This is a genomic window from Micromonospora sp. NPDC051924, from assembly GCF_055586005.1.
Genome location: NZ_JBVJJA010000028.1, coordinates 22,054 through 45,801 on the forward strand (window position 1 = coordinate 22,054; position 23,748 = coordinate 45,801).

Here is a 23,748-nt window from a genome sequence, read left to right on the forward strand (position 1 = left end):
AGTCAGCGGGTGTGGTAGTTGGGCGCCTCGACGGTCATCTGGATGTCGTGCGGGTGGCTCTCCTTGAGACCGGCCGCGGTGATCCGGATGAGCTGGCCGCGTTGGTGCAGCTCGGGGATGCTCTCGGCGCCGGCGTACCCCATCGCGAGCCGCAGGCCACCGGTGAGCTGGTGGGCGACCTGGGCGAGCGGGCCCCGGTAGGGCACCTGGCCCTCGACACCCTCGGGGACCAGCTTCTCGTCGCTGGTCACATCCTGCTGGAAGTACCGGTCCTTCGAGTAGGACTTGGCCTGGCCGCGGGACTGCATCGCGCCCAGCGAGCCCATCCCGCGGTAGGCCTTGTACTGCTTGCCGTTGATGAAGATCAGCTCGCCGGGGCTCTCCTCGCAGCCGGCCAGCAGGCTGCCGAGCATCACCGTGTCGGCGCCGGCCACCAGGGCCTTGGCGATGTCGCCCGAGTATTGGATGCCGCCGTCACCGATCACCGGCACGCCGGCCGGGCGGGCCGCCCGGGCGGCCTCCATGATCGCCGTGACCTGCGGTACCCCCACCCCGGCGACGATCCGGGTGGTGCAGATGGCGCCCGGGCCGACGCCCACCTTCACGCCGTCCGCACCCGCGTCGACCAGCGCCTTCGCGCCGGCGTAGGTGGCCACGTTGCCGCCGACGATGTCGATGGCGACGTCCTTCTTGAGCCGGGCCACCATCTCCAGCACGGCCCGCTGGTGGCCGTGCGCGGTGTCCACGATCAGCACGTCGACGCCCGCGTCGACCAGGGTGCGGGCCCGCTTGTACGCGTCCTCGCCGACACCGACGGCGGCGGCGACCCGGAGCCGGCCGGCCGAGTCCTTGGTGGCGTTCGGGTACTGCTCGCTCTTGGTGAAGTCCTTGACCGTGATCAGCCCGCGCAGCTTGCCGCTCTCGTCGACGATGGGCAGCTTCTCCACCTTGTGCTGGCGGAGCAGCGCCAGCGCCTCGTCCTTGCTCACCCCGACCGGGGCGGTGACCAGCGGGGCGCGGGTCATGATCTCCCGGACCGGGGTGGCCGGGTCGGAGACGAACCGCATGTCGCGGTTGGTGACGATGCCGACGAGCTCGCCCTGGCCGTCGACCACCGGGACGCCGGAGATGCGGTAGCGGCCACAGAGCGCGTCGACCTCGCGCAGGGTGTCGTCGGGGCTGGCGGTCACCGGGTTGGTGATCATGCCGGACTCGGAGCGCTTCACGAGGTCGACCTGGAGCGCCTGGTCCTCGACGGAGAGGTTGCGGTGCAGCACGCCGATGCCGCCCTGGCGGGCCATGGCGATCGCCATCCGCCCCTCGGTGACGGTGTCCATCGCGCTGGACAGCAGCGGGACGTTGAGCTCGATGGTGCGGGTGAGCTTGGTGCGGGTGTTGACCCGGCTCGGGACCACGTCCGACTCGCCCGGCTGGAGCAGTACGTCGTCGAAGGTCAGCCCGAGCGGCACCACCCGCGCCGAGCCGGCCGGCAGCTCGGGCAGATGACCGCCCAGCTCGCCGCCGTCGACGCCGGCAGTAAGGTGGGTGCTGGGCGAATTCTCCACGATTGCTCCCCTGAGCTGTTCGGACGGGCTTCAGCGAGGCGGCGCGCGCGGGCACCGGGGCACGCCGCAGTGCGGGCGCGTGGCTTCATCGTACCCATTGAGCTGCGCCGCCCCGGGCAGCGGCGGGTACGGGTAGGCCAGGCCACAGGGACGGCCCGGGGGGCGGGCTTTCCGGCCCGTCGGGGACTACGGTGAGGGAGTGCACGACGAGCCCATCGACCCGTTCAACGGCGACCCGGCCGATCCGGCTGCCGGCCTGCACGACTCGCGCGAGGACGACCCGCTCGACCCGCTGACCGAGATCGAGCGACAGGACGTCCTGGAGGACCTCGCCGACCTGGAGATCTACCAGGCGCTGCTCCAGCCGATCGGGGTGCGTGGTCTGGTCATCGAGTGCGAGGACTGCCGCGAGCCGCACTACTTCGACTGGGACCTGCTCCGCGGCAACCTGCGCCACCTGCTCAGCTCCGGGCGGCCCCGGGTGCACGAGCCGGCCTACGACCCGGACCCGGACCACTACGTCAGCTGGGACTACGCCCGGGGCTACGCCGACGGCGTGCACGACACCCTGACCGAGGGCACCGAGGACTCCGCCGAGGACTGACCGGGAGGGCCGGGTTCCGGTCGGTCAGGCGACCAGGCCGGCGCGGAAGCCCGCCGCGACGGCGTGTGCCCGGTCCCGGGCGCCGAGCTTGCGGAAGAGCCGGCGGGCATGCGTCTTGACGGTGTCCTCCGACACGAACAGCTCCCGCCCGATCTCCGCGTTGCTCTTCCCCTCGGCCATCCCCAGCAGCACCTGAAGCTCCCGCTCGGTCAGCCCGATCGCGCTGCGGGGGGTACGCCCGCCGGCCCGCGGGGCGGTGCCCGCCGGCGTCGGCTCCGGCTCGCCGCCGGCTCCCTCGGCCGGGTCGTCGCCGCGCTGCACCGGCACCACCGTGGGCGCCCCGCCGGGGCCCTCCGCCGGGGCCGCCGACCAGGTCGCCGTCGCTCCGCCCTGGGTACGCCCGGGCGCACCGGACCGGGCCGGTCCGCCGACCGCGGCCGCGTCCCGGGCCGGGTCGGTCACCCGGTGCCGGGCCGGCCGGCCGGGCGCGGAGAGCAGCAGCAGCGCCTTGGCCACCGCGCTGGTCAGGTCGTGGTCGGCGCCCTGGATCAGGCCGCGCGCCCCGGCGTTGATGGTGGCCGCCGCCGCCTCGGACTCCTCCGCGCCGAGCAGCACGACCGCGGCCTGGGGCGCCCGGGCGAGCACCCGGCGCACGAAGCCGGCGCTGTCCGGCCGGGTGAGGGCGGTGTCGGCGAGCACGACGTCGACCGGACGCTCGGCGAGCCGCAGCATCACCTCGGGATCGGAGACGGCCGTCCGGACGACGCCGGCCAGCCCGAGCCGCGCCGCCGCGGAGGTCAGGTGCTGGGCCGCGAGTGGTGTCCGAACGCACACGAGAACGCTACGCACAGTGGTCTCCTCTCCGACACAGAGTCGACCACGGCGGGGTCGGCGTCGGAGGAGGTTCCGGGCAATCATCCGAACTTTTCCGGCAGATGGGGCATATGCCGCCAGTTGTCCGAGGTTTTCGATCACGACATGTGTGAGCGCGGGAAAGCCCGGGTACCGAGGGGCCAGTCCGGAAACGGTGTCCCGCGCGGACCGCCGCCCGGTAGCTGGCCACGAAGGATCTCCGCGGTGCCGCGCGGGAGGAGGGGTGCAGATGTCCAACGTACGCAGACTGCCCGGACCCATCGTCGACCTCTGGGACTGGCAGCGTCTCGGCGCCTGCCGGGGCCGCGACAGCGCCCAGTTCTTCCACCCGGACGGCGAGCGGGGCTCCTCGCGACTGCGCCGCGAGTCCGGCGCCAAGGCGGTCTGCCGGGCCTGCCCGGTCCGGGCCGAGTGCGCCGCGCACGCCCTGTCGGTCCGCGAGCCGTACGGCGTGTGGGGCGGGTTCAGCGAGGCGGAGCGGCTGCGGCTGCTCGCCCTCGGCTGGGAGGACCTCGCCGACCGCCGCCAGACCAGGGTGGACGTCGCCCGACTGGAGGCCCGCCTCGGCCGGCCGCACAAGTCCGCCGTCCCGGACCAGCGCAAGATCGCCTGAGCCGGTCCACCGACCACCGTCGACGCCGCGCCCCGCACCGGGGCGCGGCGTCGACGCGTCCGGGGACCCGGTGATCGAAGGTTCTTTACCGAACTTTCTGCGCCGTCGGCAACAATTGACAATCCGGCGCAGATCCCGTCAGGAGCCGCGCGGCCCGTTTACCACGGGAATCCCGCTCACTACCTTCGGCAACATGTGGACACTCGTCGATGCACGGCGTCGTTCCGTACGCGGACTCGCCGCCGCCACCGCACTCGTCACCGGTCTGGTGCTCGCCGTCCCCGGCGTGGCCCAGGCGTACGCCAGCTCGGCGACCGGCACCATCAACACCTCCGGCGTCGCCCTCAACGTCCGGTCCGGCCCCAGCACGACCTGGGACTCCTGGCGCACCGTGGCCGACGGGGCGAGCGTCACGCTGCTCTGCCAGACCAACGGCGAGTCGGTGACCGGCACGTACGGCACCACGACCCTGTGGGACTTCCTCTCCAACGGCGGCATGGTCTCGGACGCCTACGTCAGCACCGGCTCCGACGGCCAGGTGGTCAACAGCTGCGTCTACGTCGGCAACGAGCCGTCGTCCAAGACCAACCCGCGCTCCCCCAACGGGGCGATCAACTGGGCGTTCCAGCGCTACCGCTCCACCGCCTACGAGAACCTGTGCCTCGCCTTCGTCGCCCAGGCGTACGGCTGGGGCGGCTCCGGCTGGAACACCGCGGAGATCGGCGGCGACTGGGAGACCAGCCACGGGTACCTGAACACCTCCGGCATCCCGCCGCGCGGCGCCCTGGTCTGGTACCACAACTCGGCCGGCACCGGGCACGTCGCGATCAGCCTCGGCGAGGGCAAGGTCATCGGCACCTCGGTCAGCGGCGGCGTCGGCGTGGCCGGCTACCTCGACCACGGCTCCTACCGCGGCTGGTCGGTGGCGTACTTCCCCGTCGCCTGGTGACCCACGCGCGGACAGCTCCCCGCGCTCCGCTGAATGCCCCTGCCGACCAGGGGCGGCGGCACGGCCGCCCCTCGGCCTCCGGCCCACCGGCGCGCCACCGGGCGAGGGCCCGGCCCGGCCCTCAGCGCACCGTCACCTTGACCGTGTGCCAGCCGGTGGCCCCGTCCGGCGCGACCGGTCGCTGCTCGGGTGTCTGGGTCACCCCACCGGCGTCCGTGGCCCGCACCTGAAGGGTGTGCTCCCCCGGGTTGGCGTCCCAGCGCCACGACCACTGCACCCAGGTGTCCACCGAGACGGTCGGGGCGAGGGCCGCCGCCCGCCACGGGCCGCCGTCGACGCGTACCTCGACCGCGCGGATGCCCCGGTGCTGGGCCCAGGCCACCCCGGCGACCGTCACCGGACCCGCGGTCAGCTTGTTGCGCGGGCGGGGCGTGTCGATCCGCGACTCCGTCTTGATCGGGCCCTGCGCCGACCACCCCCGCGGCACCCAGTACGCGTCGAAGTCGGCGAAGCTGGTCAGCTCCAGCTCGGTCACCCACTTGCAGGCCGAGACGTACCCGTAGAGGCCGGGCACCACCATGCGTACGGGGAAGCCGTGCTCGACGGGCAGCGGCTCCCCGTTCATCCCGACCGCGAGCAGCGCGTCCCGCCCGTCGCGCAGCACGGCCGTCGGGGTGCCGCAGGTCCAGCCGTCCACCGAACGCCCGACCACCTGGTCGGCGCCCTCCTCCGGGTCCGCCTCGTCCAGCAGCTCCTTGATCGGCACGCCCAACCAGCGCGCGTTGCCGATCAGGTCCCCGCCCACCTCGTTGGAGACGCAGGCCAGGGTCACGTACCGCTCGACCATCGGCCGGGCGAGCAGCTCGTCGAAGGTCAGCTCGATCGGCTTGCGCACCCGGCCATGGATCCGCAACCGCCACGTCGCCGGGTCCACCTGCGGCACCACCAGCGCCGTGTCGATCCGGTAGAACCCGCTGTTCGGGGTGACGTACGGGGCGAGCTGGGCCAGCGACAGGTCCGCGCCGGCCGGCACCGCCGGCGCGGACACCGACGGGGTCGGCAGGGTGACCGCCTGCCGGGCCGCCGAGACGCCCCGCCGGCCGGCGAGCCAGTGCCCGCCTAGCCCGGCCACCGCCGCCGCGCCGGCCAGCACGCCCACGCCGCGCAGGAACCGCCGCCGCCCCTCCGGATCGCTCTCCTCACCGCGCTCCCCGGCGGGCCCGGCTACCCGGGCGCCGACGGGCGCCCCGGCGGCCGGCTCCCCCGGACGGCCCTCGGGTGCGGCACCCCCGGCCGGGGTGGGTGGGGACCAGGGCCAGAGGTCGGGGGCCAGCGGGCCGGCGATGAAGGCCCAGAGTGTCAGCGCGCCGAGCCCGCCGCCGACCAGCGACGGCAGCGCGGCGGCGGGGCCCGCGCCGGGTCGGGTCAGCGCGGCGGCCACGCCGAGGGCGGCGAACGCGGCGATGCCGGCCAGGCCGATCCGGAGCCGGCGGCCGGCGAGGACGCCGAGCAGCGCGGCGATCGCGGCCAGCAGCACCGCCGTCCCGATCAGCAGGGCGATCTTGTCGTGCGTGCCGAAGAGGGAGATGGCGAGGTGCTTGAGGGTCTCCGGCACCAGGTCGACCACCAGCCCGCCGACCGCGATCAGCGGTGCGGAGCGGGGGCCGGTGAGGACGGCCACCGGCTCGGCGACGCCGACGGCCACGGCGGCGGCGGTGATTCCGGCCAGCGCGGCGTAGCCGCGGGACAAGCTGCTCACGCCGACCAGTGTTGTCGATCAAACGGGCCGGTGGCCAACCATGTCAGCGTTCCGTAACCGATACGGGTCGGGGCACACCGCCACGCTGGCGGTGTGCCCCGACGTCAGGCCGTACGGCTGGGGATCAGAAGCCCGGGCCGTGCTGGTGGCCGTGGCCGTGCGAGTGGCCGTGGCCCCCGGCGGCGGCCGGCTCGGCCTTCTCCGGCTTCTCCACCACCAGGCTCTCGGTGGTGAGCAGCAGGCCGGCGATCGAGGCGGCGTTGGTGACCGCGTTGCGGGTCACCTTCACCGGGTCGATGATGCCGGACTTGACCAGGTCGACGTACACGCCGGTGGCGGCGTCGAGGCCGTTGCCCCACTCCTGGGCGGCGACCTTCTGCACCACCACGTAGCCGTCGTGGCCGGCGTTCTGGGCGATCCAGCGCAGCGGCTCGACCAGCGCCTTGCGCACGATCGAGACGCCGACCTTCTCGTCACCGGTCAGGCCCAGGTCGCCGTCGAGCACCGAGAGGATCTGGGCCAGGGCGGCGCCGCCACCCGGGACCGTACCCTCCTCGACCGCGGCCTTGGTCGCGGCGATGGCGTCCTCGATGCGGTGCTTGCGCTCCTTCATCTCGACCTCGGTGGCCGCGCCGACCTTGATCACGGCGATGCCGCCAGAGAGCTTCGCCAGCCGCTCGGCCAGCTTCTCCCGGTCCCACTCGGAGTCCGAGGCCTCGATCTCCTTGCGGATCTGGGCGACCCGGTCGGCGACCTCGGCGGCCTGACCGCCACCGTCGACGACGGTGGTGTTCTCCTTGTCGACCACCACGCGCCGGGCGGTGCCGAGCACCTCCAGGCCGACCTGGTCGAGCTTGTAGCCCAGCTCGGGCGCGACCAGCTCGGCGCCGGTCAGGATCGCCATGTCCTGGAGCATCGCCTTGCGACGGTCACCGAAGCCGGGGGCCTTCACCGCGCAGACCTTGAGGGTCTTGCGGAGCGCGTTGACCACCAGCGTGGACAGGGCCTGGCCCTCGACGTCCTCGGCGATGATCAGCAGCGGCTTGTTGTTCTGGAGGACCTTCTCCAGCAGCGGGAGCAGCTCCTCGATCGCCGAGATCTTCTGCGTGGTGATCAGGATGTACGGGTCCTCCAGGACCGACTCCTGCCCCTCCACGTCGGTGACGAAGTTCGGCGAGATGAAGCCCTTGTCGAACTGGAGACCCTCGGTCACATCCAGCTCGGTGGTCAGGGCGGAACCCTCCTCGACGGTGATGACACCGTCGCGGCCGACCTTCTCCATCGCCTCGGCGATCAGCTCGCCGATGGTGGCGTCCTGCGCGGAGATCGTCGCGACGTGCGCGATCGACTCCTTGCTGGAGACCTCCACCGCCTTGCCGAGCAGCGCCTCGGAGACCTTGCCGGCCGCCGCGTCGATGCCCCGCTTGAGGCCGGCCGGGTTGGCCCCGGCGGTCACGTTGCGCAGGCCCTCGCGGACCATGGCCTGGGCCAGCACGGTCGCGGTGGTGGTCCCGTCGCCGGCGACGTCGTTGGTCTTGGTCGCCACCTCCTTGACCAGCTGCGCGCCGAGGTTCTCGTACGGGTTGGTGAGCTCGATCTCCTTGGCGATGGTCACGCCGTCGTTGGTGATCGTGGGCGCACCGAACTTCTTGTCCAGGACGACGTTGCGCCCGCGCGGGCCGAGAGTGACCTTGACCGTGTCCGCGAGGGCGTTGACACCGTGCTCGAGCAGGTGCCGGGCGTCGTCCGAGAAGCTGAGGATCTTCGCCATCAGTATCCCTTCGAAGCGACGTTGCCCCGGCCCGGCGAGCCGGACCGGGGCAACGACACTGATCGGTTGATTACTTCTCGATGACCGCGAGGACGTCGCGGGCGGAGAGCACCAGGTACTCCTCGCCGGCGTACTTGACCTCGGTGCCGCCGTACTTCGAGTAGAGGACGGTGTCGCCGACCTTCACGTCGATCGGCACGCGGTTGCCCTTGTCGTCGATCCGGCCCGGGCCGACAGCGAGGACGGTGCCCTCCTGCGGCTTCTCCTTGGCGGTGTCGGGGATCACGATGCCCGAGGCGGTGGTGGTTTCGGCCTCGTTCGCCTGGACCACGATGCGGTCCTCGAGCGGCTTGATCGCAACCTTGGTCGCGGTAGTCACGGGCATACCCTCCTGGGGTACTTGGTGTCGTTGCAGGTCGGCGCGCCGACCTGCGTCAATCTGCCACATGCCACCGGGCGGGGCCGTCGTCGCGGGTGCCGGTCCGCCTGGCGTTCAACTCCCGGACACGAGGGCCCGGGCGTTGGCACCCTCAGGGCGAGAGTGCTAATCGCAGGTTATTCCTCGGCTAGCACTCCGTCAAGGAGAGTGCCAACGCGCCACCCGGCGAGTCGCGTTCGCCGCGGCCGGATCATGGCCCGGCCGGGTCCGAGGCGGCCGGCCCGAACGCCGGCCGGGAGAATGGGCGGGTGGATCTGGACCAGCTTGCCGCCCTGCGTACGCCCGAGGGGTCGGCCGCGCTCGCGACGGCCGCCGGGCTGGCCGGCGGCGATCCGCTGGCCGCGGCGTCCGCGCTCCGCTCGGCCGGGGTGCCGGCCGGGCTGGCCGCCGCCGCGCTGACCCAGGCCGAGCTGCGCCGGCGGGCGGTCGGCAAGTTCGGGCCGGAGTCCGCCGGCATGTTCCTCACCCGTCCCGGGCTGGAGCAGGCCACCCGCCGGGTGGTCGCCGACCGGCGGGCCGCCCGGCTGCGCGCCGCCGGCGTGCGCACCCTCGCCGACCTGGGTTGCGGGCTCGGCGCGGACGCGCTCGCCGCCGCCCGCGCCGGCATCCGGGTGTACGGGGTGGAGGCCGACCCGGTGACCGCCGCGATGGCCGCCGCGAACGCCGAGGCGGCCGGGCTGGCCGCGCTGTTCACCGTCGAGTGCGGGGACGCGACGGCGTTCGACGCGACCCGGGTCGAGGCCGTCTTCTGCGATCCGGCCCGGCGGAAGGCCGGCACCGGGCGGCGGATCTTTGACCCGAACGCCTACTCGCCGCCCTGGGACTTCGTCACCGGGCTGGCCGAGCGGGTGCCGCACACCGTGGTGAAGGTGGCCCCCGGGCTGGACCACGCCCTGATCCCGGCCGGTGCCGAGGCCGAGTGGGTCAGCGTGGACGGCGACCTGGTCGAGGCGGCCCTCTGGTGCGGGGCGCTGGCCGAGGTCCCCCGCCGCGCCACTCTGCTCCGCGCCGACGCCGCGCACCTGCTGACCGGGGCGGGCGACGCCGAAGCGCCGGTCGGGCCGGTCCGCCGCTTCCTGTACGACCCGGACCCGGCGGTGGTCCGCGCCCACCTCGTCGCCGAGCTGGCCGGCGAACTCGACGCCACGCTGGCCGACGCGAGCATCGCCTACCTGTACGCCGACGCGGCGCGACCCACCCCGTTCGCCCGGTGCCTGGAGGTCACCGACGTGCTGCCGTTCTCGCTGAAGCGGCTGCGCACATTGCTGCGGGAGCGGCGGGTCGGCCGGGTGGAAATCCTCAAGCGCGGCTCGGCGCTGGAGCCGGAGCAGCTGCGCCGGGATCTGAGGCTGGCCGGGGACGGCGCGGCCAGCCTGGTGCTGACCCGGGTGGCCGGCGCGCCGACCGTGCTGGTCTGCCGGCCGGTGCCGGGCTGAGCCGGCGAGGCGATTCCCGGCCCGTGGTTTCGACTCGCCCGCCGCCCCCCGCCGCGTTAGCTTGTCGGTCATGGCGGGACAGGGGACTCCGGCGACGGCACTGCTGACCAAGCGGAAGATCGCCCACAGCACCCACCCGTACGACGTCTCCCCGGACGCGCCCAACTACGGTGCGCTGGTCGCGACGGCCCTCGGGGTGCCCCCGGAGCGGGTCTTCAAGTCGCTGGTCACCGAGGTCGACGGCGGCCTCACCGTGGCGGTCGTCCCGGTCACCGGGGAACTGGATCTCAAGGCCCTCGCCGCCGCCGTCGGCGGCAAGCGGTCGGCCATGGCCGACCGGAACGTCGCCGAGCGGGCCACCGGGTACGTCCGGGGCGGGATCAGCCCGCTCGGCCAGCGCAAGCGACTGCCCACCGTGGTGGACGCGTCCGCGCTGGCGCAGCCGAGCGTCTACGTCTCGGCCGGCCGCCGGGGCCTGCAACTGCAACTCGCCCCGGCCGATCTGGTCGCCCTCACCGACGCCGTCACGGCCCCGATCGCCACCGCCTGAACCGCCCGGCGGAGCTGGTTGGGAGCGTTTCTGGACATCGGGCGGGGAGCGCTCTCAGCGGAGTGACAGCCGGGTGACAGTCGCGTTGCTGAATTGTTACCGCCGCCAACAAAACTCTGACCTCGGCGGTATTGCGCCTCCACTGCGGCGGGGAATACGTTGCCGGACACAACAAAACACCGAGCATCACTCCCCCATCCTCCGAAAGGACCCGTGCACATGCGCAAGGGCTTCCTCACCTTCGCGGCCGTCGGTCTCCTCGCGACCGGCAGCATGGCCGCCTGTGGTGACAACGGCGGTTCTTCCGACCAGGCCGGCGGCTCCAACGCCAAGAAGCCGAAGATCGGCGTCATCCTCCCGGACAGCAAGTCCTCCGCCCGCTGGGAGGGCGCGGACCGCAAGTTCCTGGAGGACGCGTTCAAGGCCGCGAACGTCGACTACGACATCCAGAACGCCCAGGGCGACAAGACCCAGTTCCAGACCATCGCCGACCAGATGATCACCAGCGGCGTCACCGCCCTGATGATCGTCAACCTGGACTCCGGCACCGGTAAGGCCGTGCTCGACAAGGCCAAGTCGCAGGGCGTGGCCACCATCGACTACGACCGGCTCACCCTGGGCGGCTCCGCCCAGTACTACGTGAGCTTCGACAACGAGGCCGTCGGCAAGCTCCAGGGCGAGGGCCTGAGCAAGTGCCTGACCGACAAGGGCGCGAAGAACCCGGCGATCGCCTACCTGAACGGCTCGCCGACCGACAACAACGCGACCCTGTTCAAGAACGGGTACGACTCGGTGCTCAAGCCGAAGTTCGACTCGAAGGAGTACAACAAGGTCGCCGACGACTCCGTGCCGGACTGGGACAACGCCCAGGCCGCCACGATCTTCGAGCAGCAGCTCACCAAGGCCGGCGGCAAGATCGACGGTGTGCTGGCCGCCAACGACGGCCTCGGCAACGCGGCCATCTCGGTGCTGAAGAAGAACAAGCTCAACGGCAAGGTCCCGGTGACCGGCCAGGACGCCACCGTCCAGGGCCTGCAGAACATCCTCGCCGGTGACCAGTGCATGACCGTCTACAAGGCGATCAAGGAGGAGGCGAAGGCGGCCTCCGACCTGGCCATCGCCGTCGCCAAGGGCGAGAAGAAGGACACCGGCCAGACGGTCAAGGACCCGGAGGGTGGCCGCGACGTCCCGTCCGTCCTGCTGACCCCGAAGGCCATCTACAAGGACAACGTCAAGGACGTCGTCGCCGACGGCTTCGTCACCAAGGACGAGCTCTGCACCGGCACCTACGCCAAGCTCTGCGCCGACGCCGGCATCAGCTGACCTGTCCCACCCGCCTCAGGCGACGCCGCCCGGCACGGGTTCTCCCGTGCCGGGCGGCTCCCGCGCCGGACGGGATCCGAGACCTCCCCTCCGTTCAAAGGAGACACCCGTGTCCGCAACCCCCCTGCTGGAGCTGCGCGGGATCGACAAGAGCTTCGGCCCCGTCCAGGTGCTGCGTGACGTCGCGTTCGCCGCGCACGCCGGCGAGGTGACCGCGCTGGTCGGCGACAACGGCGCCGGCAAGTCGACCCTGGTCAAGTGCATCAGCGGTATCTACCCCACCGACTCCGGCGAGTTCCTCTTCGACGGCCGGTCGGTGAGCATCAACAGCCCGCGCGACGCCGCCGGGCTGGGCATCGAGGTCGTCTACCAGGACCTCGCGCTCTGCGACAACCTCGACATCGTGCAGAACATGTTCCTCGGCCGGGAGAAGCGCAGCGGCATCGTGCTCGACGAGCCGACCATGGAGCAGATGGCCGCCGAGACCCTGGCCGGGCTGAGCGTCCGCACCGTGAAGTCGCTGCGCCAGCACGTCGCCAGCCTCTCCGGCGGGCAGCGGCAGACCGTCGCCATCGCCAAGGCCGTGCTCTGGAACAGCAAGCTGGTCATCCTGGACGAGCCGACCGCCGCGCTCGGCGTCGCGCAGACCGCCCAGGTGCTGGAGCTGGTCCGCCGGCTGGCCGACAACGGCCTGGCCGTCGTGCTCATCTCGCACAACATGAACGACGTCTTCGCGGTCTCCGACCGGATCGCCGCGCTCTACCTCGGCCAGATGGTGGCCCAGGTGAAGACCACCGACATCACCCACTCGCAGGTGGTCGAGCTGATCACCGCCGGCCGCTCCGGCAACCTCGGCCTCGCCGCCGAATCCGCCACCAACGGCAACGGCGCCGCGCCCGCCGACACCACCCCAGGAGCCGTCCGATGACCACCACCACCGTGAAGAAGGAAGGCCCCGCCGCGGTCGCGCCGGCGCCCACCGTCGGCACCCACCTCAGCAACTACTGGCGCCGGGTACGCGGTGGCGACATCGGCGCGCTGCCCGCAGTGGTCATGCTCCTCGCGCTCTGCGTCGGCTTCTCGATCGCCCGGCCCTCATTCTTCACGGCCGGCAACTTCGCCAACCTGTTCACCCAGGGGGCCGCGGTCACCCTGATCGCGATGGGGCTCGTCTTCGTCCTGCTGCTCGGCGAGATCGACCTCTCCGCCGGCTTCGCCAGCGGCGTCTGCGCCGCCATCCTGGCCAACGTGGTCACCGTGCTCGGCTACCCCTGGTACGTCGCGGTGCTCGCCGCCGTCGTCACCGGCGTGGTGATCGGCACCGTGCTCGGCATGCTGGTGGCGAAGGTCGGCATCCCGTCCTTCGTGGTCACCCTGGCCGGCTTCCTCGCCTTCCAGGGCGTCGTGCTGATGCTCATGAAGTCCGGCGCCAACATCTCGGTGCGGGACGAGACCCTCGTCGCGATCGCCAACCGCAACCTCTCTCCCGCGCTGGGCTGGGCGCTGGCCGCCGTGGCCGTCGCCGGCTACGCGGCCGTGCAGCTGCTGCGGCACCGCAACCGCGCCGCCCGCGGCCTGCTCACCGACCCGATCGCCGTGGTGGCCGCCCGCATCGTCAGCCTCGCCGTCATCCTCGGCGTCGCGGTCTACGTGCTCAACCTGGAGCGCAGCCGCAACGTGCTGGTCGTCTCGCTCAAGGGCGTGCCGATCGTGGTGCCGATCATCGCGATCCTGCTGGTCGTCTGGACCTTCGTGCTCCACCGCACCAGCTACGGCCGGCACGTCTACGCGGTCGGCGGCAACAGCGAGGCGGCCCGCCGGGCCGGCATCAACGTCGACCGGATCCGCATCTCCGTCTTCGTCATCTGCTCGACGATGGCGGCGATCGGCGGCATCGTGGCGGCCAGCCGGGCCAACTCGGTGGACCCCAACACCGGTGGCAGTAACGTACTGCTCTACGCCGTCGGCGCGGCGGTGATCGGCGGCACCAGCCTCTTCGGCGGCAAGGGCCGGGTCCTCGACGCCGTGCTCGGTGGCGCGGTGGTCGCGGTCATCGACAACGGTATGGGACTGATGGGTTACAGCTCGGGTGTGAAGTACGTGGTGACCGGCGTGGTCCTGCTCGCCGCCGCCACGATCGACGCGCTGTCCCGGCGCCGGGCCGCCGCCACCGGCACCCGCTGAACGTCGTACGGACATGGCTGTGGCAATGCGTGCGGGACCGAGCCAGGACGAGATCCGTCGGCAGAACCTGGGCGCACTGCTCCGCTACGTGCACGTGCACGGGGCGACCAGCCGCGCGGAGCTGACCACGGCGCTCGGGCTCAACCGCAGCACCATCGGCGCGCTGACCGCCGACCTGGCCGGCGCCGGTCTGGTCAGCGAGGGGACGCCGAAGGAGACCGGCCGGGCCGGACGACCGTCACTGGTCGTCCGGCCCGAGTCGGCCCGGGTCTATGCGTACGCGTACAGCGTCGAGGTGGACCGGCTGCGGGCCGCGCGGGTCGGTCTCGGCGGTGAGGTGCTCGACAGCCGGGAGCTGGACCGGCCGCGGAACCTGGTCGCCGGGGAGGCGGCGCCGCTGCTGGCCGGCGCGGTGAAGGAGATGCACCAGTCGGTGCCGGCCGGCTCCATCTGCGTCGGGGCCGGGGTCGCGGTCTGCGGCATGGTCCGCCGTGAGGACGGGCTCGTCCGGCTGAGTCCCACCACCGGCTGGGTGGACGAGCCGATCGGCGCGGCGCTCGCCGCCGAGCTGGGCATCGACGTACCGATCACGGTGGGGAACGTGGCCGACGTGGCCGCCTTCGCCGAGCACGCCCGCGGCGTCGCCGCCGGCTGCGACAACGTCATCTACCTGTACGGGGACGTCGGCGTCGGGGCGGGCATCATCGCCGGCGGCCGGCGGCTGACCGGGCACGGCGGGTACAGCGGCGAGGTCGGGCACATGGTGGTGGTCCGGGACGGCCAGCTCTGCGACTGCGGGCGCCGGGGCTGCTGGGAGACCGAGATCGGCGAGCACGGGCTGCTCCGCGCCGCCGGCCGCTCGGACGCCCGCGGTCAGGAGGCGCTGCGGGCCGTCTTCGACGCCGCCGACCGGGGCGACGCCCGGGCCCAGACCGCAGTCCGGCAGGCCGGCGACTGGCTCGGCTTCGGCGTGGCCAACCTGGTCAACATCTTCAACCCGGAGATGCTCATCTTCGGCGGCACCATGCGCGACCTCTACCTGGCCGCCGCCGCCCAGGTGCGCAGCCGGCTCAACTCCAACGGCCTGCCCGCCTGCCTGGAGCACGTGCGGCTGCGTACCCCGAAGCTGGGCGACGACGCGGCGCTCATCGGGGCGGCCGAACTGGCCTTCGAACGCCTCCTCGCCGACCCCCTCGACGTCGGCTGACCTCCGCCCCGCACCGCCTGAACCGATCGGTGCCGTGATCCGTACCAGTCCGCGACATCCGCGTACCGGTCCGGACCGAGGAGGCACCGCACCAATGGCACCGCTGGAATCTGTCCGCCGCCGCCTGACGCTGCTGCTCGTCGCGCTCGTCGTGGGGATCGGCGTCCTTCCCGGCGCGGCGCTGGCCGCGCCCGGTCAGCAGCTCAACGCCGCCGACATGACCCTGCTCAACGGCGTACGGCTCGCCGGCCTCTGGGAGATGCCGGCCGGGCAGATGGCCGCCGAGAAGGGCCGGTCCGCCCGGGTACGCGAGATCGGCGCGGAGATCGCCCGGCAGCACGGCGTGCTGGACCAGCTCGTGGTCCAGGCGGCGAACAGGCTGGGCGCCACCCTGCCCACCGAGCCCACCGCCGAGCAGAAGGGGTGGCTGGCCGAGATGCAGAACGCCACCGGCGCTCGGTTCGACCAGATCTTCGTGACCCGTCTCCGGGTGGCGCACGGCAAGATCTTCCCGGTGATCGGCGCGGTCCGGGCCAGCACCCGGGACCCGATCGTCCGCAAGCTCGCCGAGGAGGCGAACACGTTCGTCAACGACCACATGACGATGCTGGAGAGCACCGGGCTGGTCCGCTGGCAGCAGCTCCCGCCCGCGGCGCTGCCCCCGGCGCAGAGCGACTCGCTGGTCGCCGCGGCGGCGGCCAACGTCGGCAGCGGCCGCGGAGTCGAGGTCAGCACCACCGTGGTCTGGGCGGTGTTCCTGCTCGCCCTGCTCACCGGCGGCTACGCGACCTGGCGCATCCTGCGCCGCAGCTGACGCCTCAGCCGTGCCAGGAGCGCCAGAGGGCGGCGTACGAGCCACCGGCCGCGACCAGCTCGTCGTGCGACCCCAGCTCGGTGATCCGGCCGTCCTCGACCACCGCCACCCGGTCCGCGTCGTGCGCCGAGAAGAGCCGGTGCGCGATGGCGATGACCGTCCGGCCCTGGAGCACCGCGGCCAGCGAGCGCTCCAGGGCCCGGGCGGCCCGTGGATCGATCAGCGAGGTGGCCTCGTCCAGCACCAGGGTGTGCGGGTCGGCGAGCACCAGCCGGGCCAGCGCGAGCTGCTGCGCCTGGGCCGGGGACAGCGGGTGGCCGTCCGCGCCGACCCGGGTGTCGAGCCCGTCCGGGAGCGCCTCCGCCCAGCCCAGCGCGTCGACCGCGGCCAGTGCCGCGGCGACCTCGACGCGGCCGGCGTTCGGCCGGACCATCGCCACGTTGTCGGCCAGCGTGCCGATGAAGACGTGGTGCTCCTGGCTGACCAGCGCGACGTGGGTGCGCAGCTCGGCCAGGGGTAGCTCGCCCATCGGCCGGCCGTCCACGGTCACCGAGCCGGCCCGCGGCGCGTGCACCCCGGCCAGCAGCCGCCCCAGCGTGGACTTCCCGGCGCCGGACGGCCCGACCATGGCCAGCTTCTCGCCCGGCCGGGGCACCAGGGTCACCCCGTGCAGCACGTCGTGGCCGGCGCGGTACGCGTACCGGACGTCGTGGGCGGCGAGCCGCCCGTCCGTCGCCACCCTTCCGGTGGGGCGGGCCTCCCCCGGCTCGGCGTCGGCGTCGTCGGCGGCCACGCCGAGCAGCCGGGCCAGTGAGGCGCCGCCGACCTGGAACTCGTCCAGCCAGGAGAGCAGCCGGTCGACCGGGTCCACCAGCTGCTGGGCGTAGAGGGTGGCCGCGGTGACCTGGCCGAGGCTCACCCAGCCTTCGAGATAGCACCAGCCGCCGAGCAGCAGCGTGCCGACCACCGGCAGCAGGTACCCGATCTCGGCGATCGGGAAGAAGACCGTCCGCAGGTTGAGCGTGTAGCGCTCGGCCGCGTACGACCGGCGGATGTCGGCGTCGCTGCGGGCCCGGCGGCGGGCCTGCTGGCGCAGCGCCTCGGTGGTCCGTGCCCCCTCGACCGTCTCGCTGATCCCGTCGGTGATGTCCGAGTACGCTGCGTTCTCCCGCAGGTAGCCCGCCGGCGCCCGGCGCAGGTACCAGCGGGTGCCGGCCCAGAGCATCGGCACCGCGACCAGGCAGGGCAGCACCAGCAGCGGGCCGGTCAGCACCAGCGCCCCGAGGATCAGCAGCACGGTGACCGCCGAGATCAACGTCTCCGGGGCGGCGAAGCGGACCGTCCGGGACAGTGCGGCCACGTCCCGGGAGGTGCGGGTGAGCAGGTCGCCGGTGCCGGCCCGCTCCACGGTGGACAGGGGCAGTGCGAGCACCCGGTCGACGAACTCCTCGCGCAGCTCGGCGAGGACCCGCTCGCCGAGCCGCGCCGAGGCCAGGTGGGCGAAGCGGACCAGCACCGACTGGACGACGACGAAACCGGCGATGGCCAGCGCGACCCGGTCCACGATTACCGCGCCGACCCCGCGCGAGATCCCCTCCACGAGGTCGCCGAGGAGCCGGGGCGCGACGAGGCCGGCCGCCGCGGCGAGCGCGTGCAGGCCGAGCGCGGCGGCCAGGCCGCGCGGGTGTCGGCGGGCCAGTTCCCGGGCGTACCGGCGGACCTGGCTCGAGTCGGCGACGGGCAGGGCAGTGCTCACTCGTTCTCCTCCCGGCTCACGGTGGCCGCGTACCGGGGCTCGGCGGCGAGCAGCTCGTCGTGGCGGCCCTCGGCGACCACCTTGCCGTCCTCCACGAAGACCACGTGCTCGGCCCGGCCCAGCACCAGCGGACTGGTGGTGCAGACCAGCGTGGTGCGGCCCCGACGGGCGGCACCCAGCCGGTCGGCGATCCGCGCCTCGGTGTGCGCGTCGACCGCACTGGTCGGCTCGACCAGGATCAGCGTCTCCGGGTCGGCGACCAGCGCGCGGGCCAGCCGGAGCCGCTGCCGCTGCCCGCCGGAGAACTCCCGGCCGCGCTCGGCCACCGCGCTCTCCAGGCCGTCGGGCAACGCGTCGACGATGTCCGTCGCGCTCGCCGCGGCCAGCGCCGCCTCGACCGCCGGCCGGTCACCCCGGTCCCCCGGGTCCAGCTCCGCGCGGAGGGCGCCGCTGAAGAGCTGCGCGTCGTTGTCGGCCACCAGGATCCGCTCCCGCACCGCCGCCAGCGCCACGTCCCGCAGCGGTACGCCGTGCAGCGTCACGTCGCCGTCGGCGTACCGGCCGAGCCGGTCGGCGATCTCGGCGGCGTCCTCGGGCGCGGTGGCGGCCAGCGCGGTGAGCCGGCCCGGCCGCAGCACCAGCCCGGAGCGGACGTCCACCAGCTCGCCGGGCCCGTCGGGCAGCGGGACCGGGCGGACCGGGTCGGTGAACTCCGGGGCGAGTCGGAGCAGCCGCACCACCCGACGCGCCGCGACGTGCCCCCGGGTCAGCTTGTCGGCCGCCTCGGTGAGGTTCCGCAGCGGGCTGACCAGGAACGCCGTGTAGCCGTAGAAGGAGACCAGCTGGCCGGCGCTGATCTCGCCGCGCAGCGCGAACCGGGCGCCCAGCCAGGTCACCAGCACCACGAAGACGCCGGGGAGCAGGATCTGCGCGGCCTGCAGCAGCGACTCCACCCGGGCCACCCGCAGGCCGTCCGCGCGCAGCGCCTGGGACTCCTCCCGGTAGCGGGCGCCCAGCACGGGCTCCCCGCCCACCCCGCGCAGCACGCGCAGCCCGGCGACGATGTCGGCGGCCCGGGCGGTGAGCCGGCCGGTCGAGTCCCGGTACGCGGCCTGCTGCCGGTGCAGCGGCCGGATCAGCAGCGCCACCATCGCCATCAGCAACGGCACCCCGAGCACCACGACCAGGCCGAGCGGGAGGGACGCGGTGAGCAGGATCACCGACACGGTGGCGATGGCGACCACGGCGCCGGTGCCCCGCGCGGTGATGTCGATGGCGCTGCCGATGTGCTCGATGTCGGCCGTACCGATGCTCACCACCTCGCCCGCGGCCACCCGGCGGGGCAGCGCGGCGCCCAGCCGGTTGGTGGCGTCCACGGTGACCTGCACGGTCCGGTACGCGGCGCCGAGCCAGTTGTGCACCGCGCAGCGGTGCCGCAGGATGCCGGCGATCGCCTGGAGCACGCCCAGCCCGAGCAGCACCAGTCCCCAGCGAAGCAGGGCGTCCGGGTCGCGCTGGGCGAGGCCGGCGTCGACGGCCCGGCCGACGGCGGCCGGCATCAGCGCCTGGGCCACCATCCAGACGACGCCGAGCGCGATGCCGGCGCCGAAGAACAGGGGGTGCCGACCGGCCAGCCAGACCAGGTAACGGGTGGCGGACCGGGCGTCCGGGGTGCCGGGATCGCCGGCGGGTGAGAAGCGCATGACGCCCCGACGCTAGGTGCCCGGCCAGGGCGGACGCCATCCAATTCCCGCCGCTCAGGCGGGCCGCCGGGTCAGCGGTCGACCTGGGTGAAGTCCCAGGTGTGCGGCGGGCGGGCGACCAGCGTCGGCGGCGGATCCGGCAGGGCGCGCGGGTTGCTCCGCCACTTGGAGATCACCACCAGCCGGTGGTCGGTGGACGAGAACACCTCGCTGGACAGGTGCAGCGGGTCGTGGTCGAAGTCGGGCAGCACGGTCTCGCACACCCAGGTGATCAGGTCGGCGAAGCCGTACGGCTCGGCCTTCGCCTCCCACATCCGGACGATCACGTCGATTCCTCCCGGTCAGACGCTGACCACGGTCAGCGGCATCGCGGAGTCGGCCGGCAGGTCGAGGCGGCTCGGCGCCACGCCGGCGGCGACCAGGTGCGAGCCGAGCGCCGCCACCATCGCCCCGTTGTCGGTACACAGCTTCGGGCGGGGCGTACGCACCCGGATCCCGTGCTTGGCCGCCCGGTGCTCGGCCATCGCCCGCAGCCGCGAGTTGGCCGCCACCCCGCCGCCGATCACCAGCGTGTCGATGCCGCTGCTGTGGCAGGCGTCCAGCGCCTTGCCGACCAGCACGTCGCAGACCGCCTCCTGGAAGGACGCGGCCACGTCGGCGACCGGCACCGCCTCGCCGGCCCGCTGCCGGGCCTCCACCCAGCGGGCCACCGCGGTCTTCAGGCCGGAGAAGGAGAAGTCGTAACGGTGGCCGACCAGATCCTTGGCGGCGGTCAGGCCGCGCGGGAAGGCGATGGCGGCCGGGTCGCCGGCCCGCGCCTCCCGGTCGATGTACGGGCCCCCGGGGAAGGGCAGCCCGAGCAGCCGGGCCACCTTGTCGAACGCCTCGCCGGCCGCGTCGTCGATGGTCGAGCCGAGCGGGGTCACCTCCCGGGCCAGGTCGTCGACCCGCAGCAGCGAGGAGTGCCCGCCGGAGACCAGCAGGGCGATCGCCGGCTCGGGCAGCGGCCCGTGCTCCAGGGTGTCCACCGCGACGTGCGCGGCAAGGTGGTTCACCCCGTACACCGGCTTCTCGGCGGCGACCGCGTACCCCTTGGCGGCGGCGACGCCGACCAGCAGCGCGCCCGCCAGGCCCGGGCCGGACGTGACGGCGATCGCGTCGATGTCCGCGATCGTCACCCCGGCTTCCTTCAGCGCCCGGCCCATGGTCGGCACGATCGCCTCCAGGTGGGCACGGCTGGCCACCTCGGGCACCACGCCACCGAACCGGGCGTGCTCCTCGACGCTGGAGGCCAGCGCGTCGGCGAGCAGGGTATGCCCGCGGACGATGCCGACGCCGGTCTCGTCGCAGGACGTCTCGATGCCCAGGATCAGTGGTTCGTCAGCCATGCTCGTCAGTCCTCGGTGCGCTGCATGACCAGCGCGTCGGTGTTGCTCGGTTGGTAGTAGCCGCGCCGCACGCCGATCGGCTCGAAGCCGTACGTGGCGTAGAGCCGCTGCGCCGGGGCATTGTCCGCCGCGACCTCCAGCAGCGTGCTGCGGATGCCGCGCCGGGCCGCCTCGGCGAGCAGCGCCTCCAGCAGCAGCCGGCCGATCCCCCGGCGCTGGGCGTCCCGGCGGACCGCGATGTTCTGCACCCAGGCCTCGTCGGGCGGGGCGACGGCCAGCCCGGCGTAGCCGAGCACGGACCCGTCGCCGTCGATGGCGACCAGGTAGTGGTGCCGGTTTGCCAGCTCGTTCCAGAACATCGCCGGGGACCACTGCTCGGCGCCGAACAGATCGGCCTCGATCGGCAGCACCTGGTCGATGTGCCACCACCGGAAGCGGCCGAGGTGTACCTCGCTCACGGCAGGACCGGCTTGTGGCCGGTGGCCGCGACCGCGTCCGGGCGACGCAGGTAGAGCGGGGTGAGCGGCTCGCCGGGGGCGCCGGCGCGGATCCGCTCGGCGGCCAGCGCGGCCAGGACCGTGGCGTCCGGGTAGCGGGGTTCCTCCCGTACCGGCAGGCCGAGGACGTCCGCGTACCGGTGGGCGCCGTCGCCGACCGCGACGGTGACCGCGAGATCCCGGGCGCGCTCGGCGGCGACGGCCGGAGCGTCCACGTTCGGCCCGGCGATGCGCTGCCCGGCGCCGTCGTAGACCGCCCAGTAGACCTCCCGGCGCCGCGCGTCGCTCGCGGCCAGCACCGGCTCGCCGGCGGCCACCGGGTGGCCGAGCCCGTCCAGCGAGCAGACACCGTACGTGGGGATGCCGAGCACCTGGCCCATGGTGGCGGCGGTGACCAGGCCGACCCGCAGCCCGGTGAACGGCCCCGGGCCGAGCCCGGCGACGATCGCGCCGAGGTCGGCGGGGCGGGCGTCGGCGTCGGCCAGCACCGCGTCGACCTGCGGAGCGAGCAGTTCCCCGTGCGCCCGGGCGTCGACCGTGCACCGCTGCGCGCGGGCCACGACACCGTCCGCCGAGACCTCGACCAGGGCCGCGGTCACCGCGGGCGTCGAGGAGTCCACCACGAGTACGAGCACGGTATGCCAGCCTAGCCGCCCTCCGGTCACCGCCGGTCACGACCTGTCCCGACAACGGCAGCCGGTGGCGGCGCGGGCGGGCAGCGCGGGCGGGCGGGCGGCTGGGGCGGCTCCGCGCTCCGTCCCGCCCGCTACTCACGGTGATGCCGGTCGGGAGGCACACAACTTGTGAGCGACATGTCGGAGAGACATGAATATGACTGACAGACATGTCGCTCTAGATACGTTCGTCATCATCGTGGGGTGTCCGAGAGCCGCCTGGCCCGCCAGATCGCCACCACCATCCGGCACGAGCGGGAGCGTCGGGAGTTGACCCAGCAGGCCCTGGCCGACATGGTCGGGCTCACCCAGGGCGCCGTGGCCCACATCGAGCGGGGCAGCCGGATGCCGAGCCGGCCGATGGTGGAGCGGCTGTTCGCCGCGCTCGGTCGGCAGCTGCGCATCGAGGTGGAGCCGCTGGACAGCCACCTGGACGCGGCACTCGACGACCTGGCCGGCCCGTCGGTGGCCGAACGGATCCGGCAGATCGGGTTGGACCGGATGCTCGACGCGCTGGGCGAGCTGCCGTACGTGCTGACCGGGAGTTCGGCGGCACTGCTGCAGGGCGCGCCGCTGCCGGTGGCCGCGATCGAGGTCGCGGTGCGCTGGCGGGACTCGCCCCGGCTCACCGCCTTCCTCGAGACGGCGTACGGGCAGCGCTGGAACGCGCGCTGGGAGGAGTGGGGCGGGCTGCGGCTGGAGCCCGAGGAGCCCGGCGAGCACCGCTGGCAGACCCTGCACGGCGAGCTGCGGGCGCGGATGTGCGAGGAACTGCCGGAGCCGATCGAGGTGCGGCACGGCGGCCGGAGTTACCCGATTGAGCCGCTGGTCCGGGTCGAGCTGACCGACCCGCGCGCCGCCGACCTGCTGCGCCGGCACCGGCAGCGCCTCGCCGCCGGCCGGGCCGGGGACGAGGCGCGGGCCGGGTCAGCCGGCTGAGCGTTCCCAGTCGATGGTGGGCAGGCCGGCGTCGGCGAGGGCCTTGTTCGCCGCGCTGAACGGCCGGCTGCCGAGGAAGCCGCGCGGGTTCATCGGGCTCGGGTGGCCCGCCTCCAGCACCACGTGCTGCGGGTTGGTGACCAGCGCCGCCTTCTTGCGGGCGTACCCGCCCCAGAGCAGGAAGACCACCCGCTGGTCGAGCGCGTCCAGGGCGCGGATGGTGGCGTCGGTGAACTCCTCCCACCCCTTGTTCGCGTGCGAGCCGGGGGTGGCCTGCCGGACGGTGAGCACCGAGTTGAGCAGCAGCACGCCCTGCGCCGCCCAGCCGTTCAGGTTGCCGCTGCGCGGCTTCGGCACGCCCAGGTCCTCACCCAGCTCCTTGAAGACGTTGCGCAGCGACGGCGGCACCGACACCCCCTCGCGCACGCTGAAGCTCAGCCCGTGCGCCTGCCCCGCCTTGTGGTAGGGGTCCTGCCCGAGGATCAGCACCCGGGTCTCCGCCGGCCCGCACAGCCGGTAGGCGGAGAACAGGTCCTCGACCGGCGGGAAGACGGCCTGGCCCGCGTACTCCGCGGCGACGAACTCGGCGAGCGCGGCCGTGCGGGCCGGCTCGAGGTGCGGGGTGAGCACCGTCCGCCAGGCGTCGGGGAGGAGCGCCAGCAGGTCGAGGGTGGGAGCGTCGTGCATCGGCAACCTTCCGCCGG

23 protein-coding genes are annotated in these 23,748 nt (G+C 73.5%); 11 read left to right on the forward strand and 12 right to left on the reverse strand.

What is annotated here, in order from left to right; all coding sequences use genetic code 11:
- Positions 1-2 precede the first annotated feature (2 nt).
- Positions 3-1,565: an IMP dehydrogenase gene (guaB, locus tag ACZ6S5_RS21795; protein WP_466003118.1), complete on the reverse strand. Its 1,563-nt coding sequence runs from the start codon at positions 1,563-1,565 to the stop codon at positions 3-5.
- Positions 1,566-1,764: 199 nt separating this feature from the next.
- On the opposite strand from guaB, the gene ACZ6S5_RS21800 reads away from it, so the two are divergent.
- Positions 1,765-2,169: a DUF5319 domain-containing protein gene (locus ACZ6S5_RS21800; RefSeq protein ID WP_466003120.1), complete on the forward strand. Its 405-nt coding sequence runs from the start codon at positions 1,765-1,767 to the stop codon at positions 2,167-2,169.
- Positions 2,170-2,193: 24 nt separating this feature from the next.
- On the opposite strand, the gene ACZ6S5_RS21805 is transcribed toward ACZ6S5_RS21800, so the two are convergent.
- The gene (locus tag ACZ6S5_RS21805) at positions 2,194-3,018 is read right to left on the reverse strand and encodes a helix-turn-helix transcriptional regulator (protein WP_466003122.1); all 825 of its coding nucleotides are present in this window, start codon (positions 3,016-3,018) and stop codon (positions 2,194-2,196) included.
- 253 nt (positions 3,019-3,271) lie between these two features.
- Here ACZ6S5_RS21805 and ACZ6S5_RS21810 point away from each other — a divergent pair, with 253 nt between their 5' ends.
- Entirely contained in the window at positions 3,272-3,655 is a 384-nt protein-coding gene (locus tag ACZ6S5_RS21810; RefSeq protein ID WP_466003124.1) for a WhiB family transcriptional regulator, read from the forward strand.
- 193 nt (positions 3,656-3,848) lie between these two features.
- Complete coding sequence (locus tag ACZ6S5_RS21815) at positions 3,849-4,604, forward strand: hypothetical protein (RefSeq protein WP_466003125.1); 756 nt, start codon at positions 3,849-3,851, stop codon at positions 4,602-4,604.
- A gap of 121 nt (positions 4,605-4,725) precedes the next feature.
- On the opposite strand, the gene ACZ6S5_RS21820 is transcribed toward ACZ6S5_RS21815, so the two are convergent.
- The 3 genes from ACZ6S5_RS21820 to groES all read right to left on the reverse strand — a co-directional run bounded on the left by ACZ6S5_RS21820 (position 4,726) and on the right by groES (position 8,519).
- Positions 4,726-6,363 carry a molybdopterin-dependent oxidoreductase gene (locus ACZ6S5_RS21820; RefSeq protein WP_466003127.1) on the reverse strand — a complete coding sequence of 546 codons (1,638 nt, stop codon included), beginning with the start codon at positions 6,361-6,363 and terminating at the stop codon, positions 4,726-4,728.
- Between the two features lie 124 nt (positions 6,364-6,487).
- Positions 6,488-8,134: a chaperonin GroEL gene (groL, locus tag ACZ6S5_RS21825; protein WP_466003129.1), complete on the reverse strand. Its 1,647-nt coding sequence runs from the start codon at positions 8,132-8,134 to the stop codon at positions 6,488-6,490.
- 70 nt (positions 8,135-8,204) lie between these two features.
- On the reverse strand, positions 8,205-8,519 hold the full coding sequence (gene groES, locus ACZ6S5_RS21830) for a co-chaperone GroES (RefSeq protein ID WP_018222648.1): 315 nt from the start codon (positions 8,517-8,519) through the stop codon (positions 8,205-8,207).
- A gap of 302 nt (positions 8,520-8,821) precedes the next feature.
- Here groES and ACZ6S5_RS21835 point away from each other — a divergent pair, with 302 nt between their 5' ends.
- From ACZ6S5_RS21835 to ACZ6S5_RS21865, 7 genes are all read left to right on the forward strand, one after another.
- A complete protein-coding gene (locus ACZ6S5_RS21835; RefSeq protein ID WP_466003131.1) occupies positions 8,822-10,009 on the forward strand; it encodes a THUMP-like domain-containing protein in 1,188 nt (395 codons plus the stop codon).
- A gap of 70 nt (positions 10,010-10,079) precedes the next feature.
- On the forward strand, positions 10,080-10,559 hold the full coding sequence (gene ybaK, locus ACZ6S5_RS21840) for a Cys-tRNA(Pro) deacylase (RefSeq protein ID WP_466003133.1): 480 nt from the start codon (positions 10,080-10,082) through the stop codon (positions 10,557-10,559).
- Between the two features lie 219 nt (positions 10,560-10,778).
- Positions 10,779-11,882: a sugar ABC transporter substrate-binding protein gene (locus ACZ6S5_RS21845; protein ID WP_466003135.1), complete on the forward strand. Its 1,104-nt coding sequence runs from the start codon at positions 10,779-10,781 to the stop codon at positions 11,880-11,882.
- A gap of 109 nt (positions 11,883-11,991) precedes the next feature.
- Positions 11,992-12,810, forward strand: a complete 819-nt coding sequence (locus ACZ6S5_RS21850) for an ATP-binding cassette domain-containing protein (protein ID WP_466003137.1) — start codon at positions 11,992-11,994, stop codon at positions 12,808-12,810.
- Entirely contained in the window at positions 12,807-14,066 is a 1,260-nt protein-coding gene (locus ACZ6S5_RS21855; RefSeq protein ID WP_466003139.1) for a sugar ABC transporter permease, read from the forward strand. Before ACZ6S5_RS21850 ends, ACZ6S5_RS21855 begins: the two co-directional genes overlap by 4 nt.
- Before the next feature lie 25 nt (positions 14,067-14,091).
- Positions 14,092-15,273, forward strand: a complete 1,182-nt coding sequence (locus ACZ6S5_RS21860) for an ROK family protein (RefSeq protein ID WP_466003141.1) — start codon at positions 14,092-14,094, stop codon at positions 15,271-15,273.
- 94 nt (positions 15,274-15,367) lie between these two features.
- Entirely contained in the window at positions 15,368-16,087 is a 720-nt protein-coding gene (locus ACZ6S5_RS21865) for a DUF4142 domain-containing protein (protein ID WP_466003143.1), read from the forward strand.
- A gap of 4 nt (positions 16,088-16,091) precedes the next feature.
- Here the strand turns inward: ACZ6S5_RS21865 and ACZ6S5_RS21870 are convergent, their stop codons facing one another.
- From ACZ6S5_RS21870 to tsaB, 6 genes are all read right to left on the reverse strand, one after another.
- Positions 16,092-17,843 (reverse strand): ABC transporter ATP-binding protein, encoded by a 1,752-nt coding sequence (locus ACZ6S5_RS21870; RefSeq protein ID WP_466003145.1) that lies wholly within the window; start codon positions 17,841-17,843, stop codon positions 16,092-16,094.
- Positions 17,840-19,546 carry an ABC transporter ATP-binding protein gene (locus tag ACZ6S5_RS21875; protein WP_466003147.1) on the reverse strand — a complete coding sequence of 569 codons (1,707 nt, stop codon included), beginning with the start codon at positions 19,544-19,546 and terminating at the stop codon, positions 17,840-17,842. Before ACZ6S5_RS21875 ends, ACZ6S5_RS21870 begins: the two co-directional genes overlap by 4 nt.
- A 71-nt stretch (positions 19,547-19,617) precedes the next feature.
- Positions 19,618-19,872, reverse strand: a complete 255-nt coding sequence (locus tag ACZ6S5_RS21880; RefSeq protein ID WP_466003149.1) for a hypothetical protein — start codon at positions 19,870-19,872, stop codon at positions 19,618-19,620.
- A gap of 15 nt (positions 19,873-19,887) precedes the next feature.
- On the reverse strand, positions 19,888-20,934 hold the full coding sequence (gene tsaD, locus ACZ6S5_RS21885) for a tRNA (adenosine(37)-N6)-threonylcarbamoyltransferase complex transferase subunit TsaD (RefSeq protein WP_466003151.1): 1,047 nt from the start codon (positions 20,932-20,934) through the stop codon (positions 19,888-19,890).
- Positions 20,935-20,939: 5 nt separating this feature from the next.
- Positions 20,940-21,392: a ribosomal protein S18-alanine N-acetyltransferase gene (rimI, locus tag ACZ6S5_RS21890; protein ID WP_466003153.1), complete on the reverse strand. Its 453-nt coding sequence runs from the start codon at positions 21,390-21,392 to the stop codon at positions 20,940-20,942.
- Positions 21,389-22,066 (reverse strand): tRNA (adenosine(37)-N6)-threonylcarbamoyltransferase complex dimerization subunit type 1 TsaB, encoded by a 678-nt coding sequence (gene tsaB / locus ACZ6S5_RS21895; protein ID WP_466003155.1) that lies wholly within the window; start codon positions 22,064-22,066, stop codon positions 21,389-21,391. Before tsaB ends, rimI begins: the two co-directional genes overlap by 4 nt.
- Positions 22,067-22,309: 243 nt before the next feature.
- Here tsaB and ACZ6S5_RS21900 point away from each other — a divergent pair, with 243 nt between their 5' ends.
- Positions 22,310-23,044 (forward strand): helix-turn-helix transcriptional regulator, encoded by a 735-nt coding sequence (locus ACZ6S5_RS21900; protein ID WP_466003157.1) that lies wholly within the window; start codon positions 22,310-22,312, stop codon positions 23,042-23,044.
- On the opposite strand, the gene ung is transcribed toward ACZ6S5_RS21900, so the two are convergent.
- Complete coding sequence (gene ung / locus ACZ6S5_RS21905; protein WP_466003159.1) at positions 23,033-23,731, reverse strand: uracil-DNA glycosylase; 699 nt, start codon at positions 23,729-23,731, stop codon at positions 23,033-23,035. The two genes, ACZ6S5_RS21900 and ung, sit on opposite strands and share 12 nt — an antisense overlap.
- Positions 23,732-23,748 lie beyond the last annotated feature (17 nt).